This is a genomic window from Candidatus Obscuribacterales bacterium, assembly GCA_036703605.1.
Classification (GTDB): domain Bacteria; phylum Cyanobacteriota; class Cyanobacteriia; order RECH01; family RECH01; genus RECH01.
The window spans coordinates 22,212-28,581 of the sequence record DATNRH010000311.1; the positions used below are offsets into that span (position 1 = coordinate 22,212).

The following is a 6,370-nucleotide window of genomic DNA, read 5'->3' on the forward strand; positions in this document are numbered from 1 at the left end:
GTTCAACCCCCTGGACTAGACTCAAACAAGGATGTTGCTTCATGCCCCATGTACGATGAACTAAACTGCTGGAATCGACGCCCATCCTACGCGCTCCGCTCCGTCACCCTGTCCTGATGTTAGACATCTTTACATTATGCCCATGCCCTCTCCCCCCGCCTCTTGGATGCCTCACCTCGGTCGCCAGCGCGATTGGATCTGGCGTGGCTGGCAGGTGCGCTACACCTACGCCCCCTCGGTGCAGGCTAACGCCCTGCCCATTCTGCTGATCCATGGTTTCGGCTCCTCCCTCACCCAATGGCACTGCAATATTATGCCTCTAGCGGAGCATCACCCTGTCTATGCTGTGGATATGCTGGGTTTTGGGGCATCGCGCAAAGCGGCCGCTCCCTATAAGGTGCACCTCTGGGTTGATCAGGTCTACGACCTGTGGCGATCGCTCCTAGGTCGTCCTGTTCTGCTGGTGGGGCATTCCTTAGGAGCCCTTGTGGCCCTAAGCGCCGCTGCTCAGCATCCCGAGATGGTGCAAGGGCTGACGTTGATGACCCTGCCGGCTTCCCGCCAAGAGCTGATTCCACCTTGGGCCCAGCCCATTGCCGGTACCCTCGAACGCCTGTTTGCCAATCCTCTAGTTGTGCTGCCGCTATTTGAACTAGCCCGTCGCCCTGAGTTCATCCGTGCTGGCCTGGGGCTAGCCTATGCCCAAAAAGCCTGTATTACTCAAGACTTAATTGAAAGTTACGTTGCCCCCACCCGCGATCGCGGTGCAGGGCAAACCCTCTGCCGGCTGTCCAGCGCTTCCACCCACTACGACTATGCGCCCAATGGTGATCAGTTGATCAGCCAGCTTCGCTGTCCGACCTTGCTCCTGTGGGGACAGCAGGATCGGGTAATTCCCCTCAAACGCGGGCGGCAACTGGTGCAGCAGCATCCCTCCCTCAACCTGATCGAACTTCCCCAAGCAGGGCACTGTGCCTATGAAGAACAGCCCGATCGCGTCAATCACGAACTGCTGCAGTGGGCAGCTCAGGTCGGCACCTCAGCGACAGACTAAGCAACGGGATGATCATTTTGCTGGAAGGAGGAAGAATGACCTTCCTGCAGCCGTCGAGCCCGCCAGTTGCGAATAGCGGCAGCTTTGCGGGCAATGGGCGATTGGTAGCCCGTGGGTTCTGGCTCTGGTTCCGTCGGCTTCGGCAAGCGGGAACTCATGGTCATACAGTGGGACAGTTGATCAAAGTGGGATTCTAGATCCAGAGCCCGCAGCACATCATCGGCAGATTGATAGCGATCGCGAGGTGAGATTTTCAGCATCTTGTCGAGAATTTTGCCGAAATGTTCACTGAGATCGACCATCTCCCGCCAGTTGATATCACCGGTGTGGGTGTCATAGTCAAAGGCTAGGGGAGGATGCCCGGTGAGCAAAAAGAGACAGGTGACGCCGATGGCGTAGATATCACTGGCATAGCTGGGACGCAGGGCCAACTGTTCGGGTGGTGCAAAGCCTACGGTGCCAACAAAGCTAGTGCTGGGTGCTTTTTGGGTATCGTCATCGGTAATTTCGGCAATCCCTTCTTTGACAGCTCCAAAGTCAATCAATACCAAACGTCCATCATCGTCACAGCGAATGATATTTGGCGGCTTGATATCGCGATGAATGACCTGACGGCTGTGGATGTAGCTGAGCACCGGTAGGATTTCCACCAAAAACTTGCGCACCTTTTCTTCTGGAAGGGGGCCGTTTTTTCGCACCTCTTTAACCAAGGTTGACCCACGCACATATTCTTGGACGAGATAAAACTCTCCATTGATCTGGAAGTAGTCTAAGAGGCGCGGTATCTGAGAATGGCTGCCCAACTGGCTGAGGGTGGTGGCTTCCCGTTCAAAGCGCTCACTGGCTTTACTCAGGGCCACAGGATTGTTCACCTTAGGGCAAAGCTGCTTGATCACGCAGGGAGGATAGCCGGGTAGGGCCATATCTTTAGCCAAAAATGTCACGCCAAACCCGCCACGACCCAATGTTTTCAAAACCTTATAGCGATCGCGAAATAAATGTTTTGAACCACAAAACTGCCCCAGCCGTGTTTGATGCTGCGGAGAATCGCGTCGTGTGGACAAGGTGGGAATCGTAGAATCCATCAATGTGGAGGCCTATGCACGCATAAGATCAGAACAAACCAGTGCTAGATGCTCACCCCTATCCTAACGGTAGGGAGCCACGTCAGCGAACAAGATGCTTGAGATTTGATGGCACAGGGAGGACGACCGCCGACCCTGTGGACATATCTATGATGGGATGATGAACCTTAGAGAGGTTAGAACCAACACCCGTGCCCCTGTGTATGACTAGTCATTAGACTAAGCGGTTCTCGTTGAGCCGTTCGTATCGTTCATCACAGGGATGGGATTGAAATCTATCGTTTGCTCTAAGTTGAATGGGGATCAGTTAAGAGGTTCATGCGCCGGACGGGTGCGATCGCCCACTCAGTTCAAACTATCTTCATTTTCCAGTGCGATACCAGAAATCGCATCCGTAGTTCTCATGATAATCACGGAGAAAGCGGGACAACATCTAGCTGAGCAGTCCCCTAGGGCACAGCAGTGTACGTAATTTCCCCGTGCAGTAAACTTTACCAGGTCTTTTAATTGAATCAGCTACTTGAGTTGGCTAATTGAGCCGGCGGTAAGCAGCTTGCTGAACCTGCCGTAGGGAAGAGCCGCTATAGCCTGTGGTCACCCACAAGATGGAGCGGGCCGCATCTCGCAAAACCTTATTGATCGACTCTGGCGATCGATCAGACGGGACAGCGATCGCTTCAAAGGAAATGCCTCGACTACCCAACACAATCTCACCAATAATACGCGCTCGCCGCATGTGATAGTCCGAGGTGATCAGGTAAATGCGATCAATACCCTGGGACTTGAAATCATCCACCAAAGTGGTAAAGTTACTGACCGTATCGACAGCGCGGTAGTCTAAATGCACGCGATCTAAGTCAATGTTGGCTTCTTCAAACACCCACTGAGCATATTCAGGATTGCTGCCCGACGAGACCCAAATGGGTAGATCAGGGTAGGTATGGGCAAAATCTGCAGCAAATTGCTCGCGATCTAAGGATCCACCCAAGACGAGAACCGCCTCCGGTGAATGGAACGATGCCATGAGTCGTTGATAGCCCCAGACGCCCAATAGGACAACCAGGAGCAGCCAAACCAACGACCCAACTCCCCAACGAGATGCACGAGATGATGAATAGTGGCGATCGCGAGACGACATACTTCAGAATTTAATTACCATCAAGATCACAGATATCATGCCCTAAAGCTCAGCAGTGTTCTACCTAGTAGACCTCAGATCAGGAAAAAGAATCGGGGGGCTAGCGTAGAACCCTTTCCATATAATCACCCCACACTTGGGCGGCCTGGGAACTGCTGCCGAAAGTTGCGGCATTATCATCGTTGCCTAGCCAAATGCCGCTGACGAGGTTTTGGCGGGGTATATAGCCCACAAACCATAAGTCCACATTGTCGTTGGTGGTACCAGTTTTGCCTGCTTCCCCCACTCCAAGGTAGGCTGCTCGTCCAGTGCCGCTTTGTACAACACTTTGCAGCATCCCAGTCATGGTGGTGGCGATCGCTGGATCGAGAACCGGTATATTAGCCTGGGCATCTTGACGATAATCAAAAATCACGCGACAGGTTTGTAAATCAGCATTGTCTTCACAATCGCTGCTGTCTAAAATGCGGCGAATCGTATGGGGCGGATTGCGAACACCTTCATTGGCAAAGACGCCAAAGGCACCGGTTAGCTCCACCAAGGTCACTTCGCTCTGGCCGAGGATCAGCCCAGGTACGGGATTGAGGTCAGATTCAATCCCCAGCCGCTGGGCATTGCGTACCACTCGGTCTAGCCCAGCTTCTTGGGCAATCCGCAGCGCCACCACATTTTCCGACAGGGCCATGCCGGTATACATATCCATGCTGCCGCCCCCCGATCGACAGCCATCAAAGGATTGCCCCTGCCAGGTCAGCGGCGCACAGGAGTAGGAGGTGCCCGGCGAGATGCCCAATTCCAAAGCCGCAGCATAGGCAAACACCTTAAAGGTCGATCCGGGTTGACGCAGGGCCTGGGTAGCGCGGTTGAACTGGCTGGCTTGGTAGTCTGTGCCGCCGACTAGGGCTAAGATCTCTCCGGTTGCCGAATCTAGGGTGACGATCGCCCCTTGGGTATAGCCGTAGGTAACGCCATCGGAAGCGATCGCCTGTTGCAGGGATGATTCCGCCTGGGCTTGGGTTGCTAAATCCACCGTACTTTCGATGACAAAATTGCCCTCTCGGGCCAGGTCTGCTCCTAGCAAGTCCTCCAGCTCAAAAAAAACCTGCCCATAGAAATAGGGCGCGAGGGTGCTTTGTAACTCTTCCACCGCCGCCGGATTGAGCTCGATGCGCGATCGCCGGGCCCGCTGCGCCTCTTCCGAGGTAATCATGCCAAGGGCTGCCATGCGGTTGATGACTCGGTTGCGCAGCTCAACCGCCGTATCGTAGCTTTGCACGGGGTTGAAGCTGTTGGGCGCTGGCAAGATGCCCACTAAGGTTGCGGCTTCCGAAATCGTCAACTCTTGGGCTGGTTTGGCAAAGTAAAACTGGGAGGCATCCTCAAATCCTGATAGACCGCTGCCTAGATAGACCCGGTTGAGGTACATCAACATCAGGTCATCTTTGCTGTAAACCAGCTCCAGTTTCAGCGATACAACCGCTTCTCGGATCTTCCGCCCTAGGGAATCATCGGTGCCAACATAGCTGCGAAAAACGCTGCGGGCAAGCTGTTGGGTAATGCTACTGCCGCCCTCCCGCAGTTCACCACCGCTAACGTTTACCCACAGAGCGCGAATGGTGCCTATAGGATCGACGCCCAAGTGCCAATAAAACCGCGAATCCTCTGACGCCATCACCGCATTGGGCAAATGGGGCGAATAGTCTGACAGCCGCCGTAACTCACGATGGGCCTGGCTGCGGGGTTGGCGGAGTGGCGTACGTCCATCCTGGGAATAGACAATAACCGGGCCGTCTACGGATCCGGGGAAAGGGCGCACATTGAACTTTTGCCACTCTAGACCAATCCACAGGGCTACTAAGGCAGACACCCCAGTCATGCCATAGATCCCGTAGCGCAAGGCGGTGATGTACCAAGGTGGCGGGTTTTGAAAATCTACCTGCACCGCCGAGGCCAGCTCTGGCGGCCCGAGGGTGAAGCGATCGCCATGGTAAAGCGTAGCCCGTTCAATCCGGCGGCGGCCGATATAAGTACCGTTGGTCGATCGCTCATCTTTGGCCACAAAGGCTGCATGGGGCCTGCGGCTATCGCGAGACAGGGTCAAATGGGTTTGGCTGACGACGGGGTTACGCACCACAATGTCACAGCCCTTAGAACTGCGGCCCAAAATGTAGCGATCGCCAATCAACGGGTAGATATTGACTTCATCTGTCTCTAAGTTATGCACCCGCAGTTTGGGCACCCGCGCTTTGGGATCTACCGCCAGCTTGGAAAAATCGATACGCGCATGTACCGTCTGCACCAGATTGGTAATCGTTCCCAAAAGAGTTTTAGATGGCGTTGGGGGTTTTTGGGGAGAAGTCATGCGTCAATATCGCGCTCGGCATAGAGAGAAATCAGAACAGGAGTCTACGATTCCGCATAGTCCGCGCGGGTAATCTGAGACAAGGGCTGACAAGCCACGCCCTGGGAAAGCCGATGGCAAGGATCCTGCTCGATAGGGTATCAGTTCTGATGATAGTCTACTCACTCCTAGAAGTTCCCTCGGCAAACCTAGGACTGAGTAGCCACTGTCAAACAAAGTTCAGGAAAACCCCTGAGGGATAGGTCTTCCATCGTTCGTTACAACTAGATAGCGAGTTGTGCTTGCCAGCTTCAATTCACAGGGTTCTACCAGACTGATCCATCCCTTTTCCGCGTCTGTTAGGAGACATGTGAATGCTATCTAGTCAGAATTTGTCCCATGGGGCGATCGCCGCTCCGTTTTCCGTTGAATCCAGCAGCTTCGATCCGCTACAACCCGATCGCCCTCCAGTTCATGAACCAGCGATCGCCTCATCAAGCCCTCGCGTCCTAGGGGTGCGCACCAGCCAAACCATGCATCGCATCGTCGGTACCGGGAGAAGCGATCGCTTGGTTGCTCCCAGTCGAGATACCCTCATCCATGCTCAAGATGGTCATGATCGTGTTTTTGGCCGCCAAGGCAATGATCTTCTCAATGGCGGGGGCGATCATGATGTGCTCAACGGAGGAGCCGGCAACGATCGCCTGAATGGAGACAACGGTAACGATCGGCTCCTCGGCGGTGCGGGCAAT

General features: G+C 54.4%; 5 protein-coding genes. 2 read left to right on the forward strand and 3 right to left on the reverse strand.

Annotated features, from left to right (window positions below):
- Positions 1–142: 142 nt before the first annotated feature.
- Positions 143–1,054 carry an alpha/beta fold hydrolase gene (locus tag V6D20_06615; protein ID HEY9815459.1) on the forward strand — a complete coding sequence of 304 codons (912 nt, stop codon included), beginning with the start codon at positions 143–145 and terminating at the stop codon, positions 1,052–1,054.
- Here V6D20_06615 and V6D20_06620 read toward each other — a convergent pair.
- The 3 genes from V6D20_06620 to V6D20_06630 all read right to left on the reverse strand — a co-directional run bounded on the left by V6D20_06620 (position 1,051) and on the right by V6D20_06630 (position 5,639).
- A complete protein-coding gene (locus V6D20_06620) occupies positions 1,051–2,139 on the reverse strand; it encodes a serine/threonine-protein kinase (protein HEY9815460.1) in 1,089 nt (362 codons plus the stop codon). The two genes, V6D20_06615 and V6D20_06620, sit on opposite strands and share 4 nt — an antisense overlap.
- Before the next feature lie 529 nt (positions 2,140–2,668).
- The gene (locus V6D20_06625; GenBank protein ID HEY9815461.1) at positions 2,669–3,217 is read right to left on the reverse strand and encodes a YdcF family protein; all 549 of its coding nucleotides are present in this window, start codon (positions 3,215–3,217) and stop codon (positions 2,669–2,671) included.
- A 160-nt stretch (positions 3,218–3,377) separates the two neighbouring features.
- The gene (locus V6D20_06630; protein ID HEY9815462.1) at positions 3,378–5,639 is read right to left on the reverse strand and encodes a transglycosylase domain-containing protein; all 2,262 of its coding nucleotides are present in this window, start codon (positions 5,637–5,639) and stop codon (positions 3,378–3,380) included.
- Between the two features lie 353 nt (positions 5,640–5,992).
- On the opposite strand from V6D20_06630, the gene V6D20_06635 reads away from it, so the two are divergent.
- A partial coding sequence (locus V6D20_06635; GenBank protein ID HEY9815463.1) for a hypothetical protein occupies positions 5,993–6,370 on the forward strand: 378 nt, incomplete at its 3' end.